This window comes from Kocuria sabuli (genome assembly GCF_040981185.1).
GTDB classification, from domain to species: Bacteria; Actinomycetota; Actinomycetes; order Actinomycetales; family Micrococcaceae; genus Kocuria; species Kocuria sabuli.
Map to the genome: position 1 here is coordinate 1 of NZ_JAVHZE010000047.1, position 1224 is coordinate 1224.

Sequence of the window (1224 nt, forward strand, 5' to 3'; positions counted from 1 at the left end):
GCGATATCCTGAAGCGTTGAGAGTGTATTCATGCAAGAAAGGATGCCGCCGGGAGGAACCGGCGGCAACGGAGGCGGGTTTTGTCAGGGGTGGCACAACGTTAACCGGCCAGATGGTCGATAATAATGCGCTCAACGAGCTGCTGGTCAGTATCAGAGAAACCCAGTAACTCACGGGTCGGGTACAAAACAGCGGCGCTGTTGCGCGTGGGCTTATCCTTAAGCCCTGACTGGTGAACCCGAACAATACGCTGTACTTTCCCGGTAAATTCCACCGCTGCTGCACTGTCATCACCCGAAGCCTTCATGTAACGGTTGGTGCGCAGTTTGGCGAACATTTCCCGCTTAACGCGGTTTTTCTTACCCCTGACCGGCTGGCGTTTTCGCGGGGTGTACGGTGTCCCGTCCGGGGCAGTCTGGGACTTGATGCGCTGCTGTTGCTGCTGGCGTACCTTTTTCGCAATCTCAGTGGTCAGGCGACGACGACCAGAAGGGGAAAGGGCAGCTATCAGCGCGGTCAGCCTGTCCTCAAAGGGTGTGAAGTCACTCATCCCATTTACTCACCAGTTCACCGTTGATATAAAGCTCCATCGGTCGCGTGACCGGCTCCGGCGGCTCCGGTTCAGGAATATTCTCCACATGGAGTGCATCCCCCACAGTCCTGACAAGCGTCCTCTCGGTCAGCAACAGACTGATGCTGATATCGAAACTGCTGTCATTGTTGATATCCGCGTAAAAGGTGAACCCTTTTTTCTGCCCTTCGTCCGTGGTCATGATGTCGGGCTGTTGCTCCCGCAACCATGCCATGACGGGGACAAGCAACAAATCAAAATCCCCCGTGAAATCCGTGACGACCACGTTGAGCGTGTACTGTTTTTCGAATGACAGCGAAGCGGCAAGCGTTGCTGCTATTTTGCCGTTATCCACGAACAGACGCAGCATGTCCGGGTTTGTTCGCAGCACCGGCACGGCATCATAGAGCGCGTTGCGCAGACTGTCTGGTTTCAGCATCTAAATCATCCTGGCATTGTTTAACCACGTTGACCTGGAGTGCGCAGCTCTCCAGTGCGCGCTCAAGATGGCGAATGTCGGCGCTCAAATCGCCGTTCATTTGTGGATCACTGCCCGGCATCGGGCAGAGACTGACTTTCGGGCAACCGTTGTAAACAATCACTGGCGTCTGCACAGGCGGCTCGCCGGTGCAGCCCGCGCACAGGCTCAGGCA

General features: G+C 55.9%; 3 protein-coding genes. All 3 read right to left on the minus strand.

The features are described 5' to 3' along the window. Window positions 1-100: 100 nt before the first annotated feature. Window positions 101-550 (minus strand): phage virion morphogenesis protein, encoded by a 450-nt coding sequence (locus RE027_RS17745; RefSeq protein WP_039671464.1) that lies wholly within the window; start codon window positions 548-550, stop codon window positions 101-103. Further along, entirely contained in the window at window positions 543-1010 is a 468-nt protein-coding gene (locus RE027_RS17750) for a phage tail protein (RefSeq protein ID WP_039671463.1), read from the minus strand. Before RE027_RS17750 ends, RE027_RS17745 begins: the two co-directional genes overlap by 8 nt. After that, the coding region (lysC, locus tag RE027_RS17755; protein ID WP_368809620.1) for an Rz1-like lysis system protein LysC at window positions 973-1224 on the minus strand (252 nt) is incomplete at its 5' end. The genes RE027_RS17750 and lysC, both read right to left, overlap by 38 nt.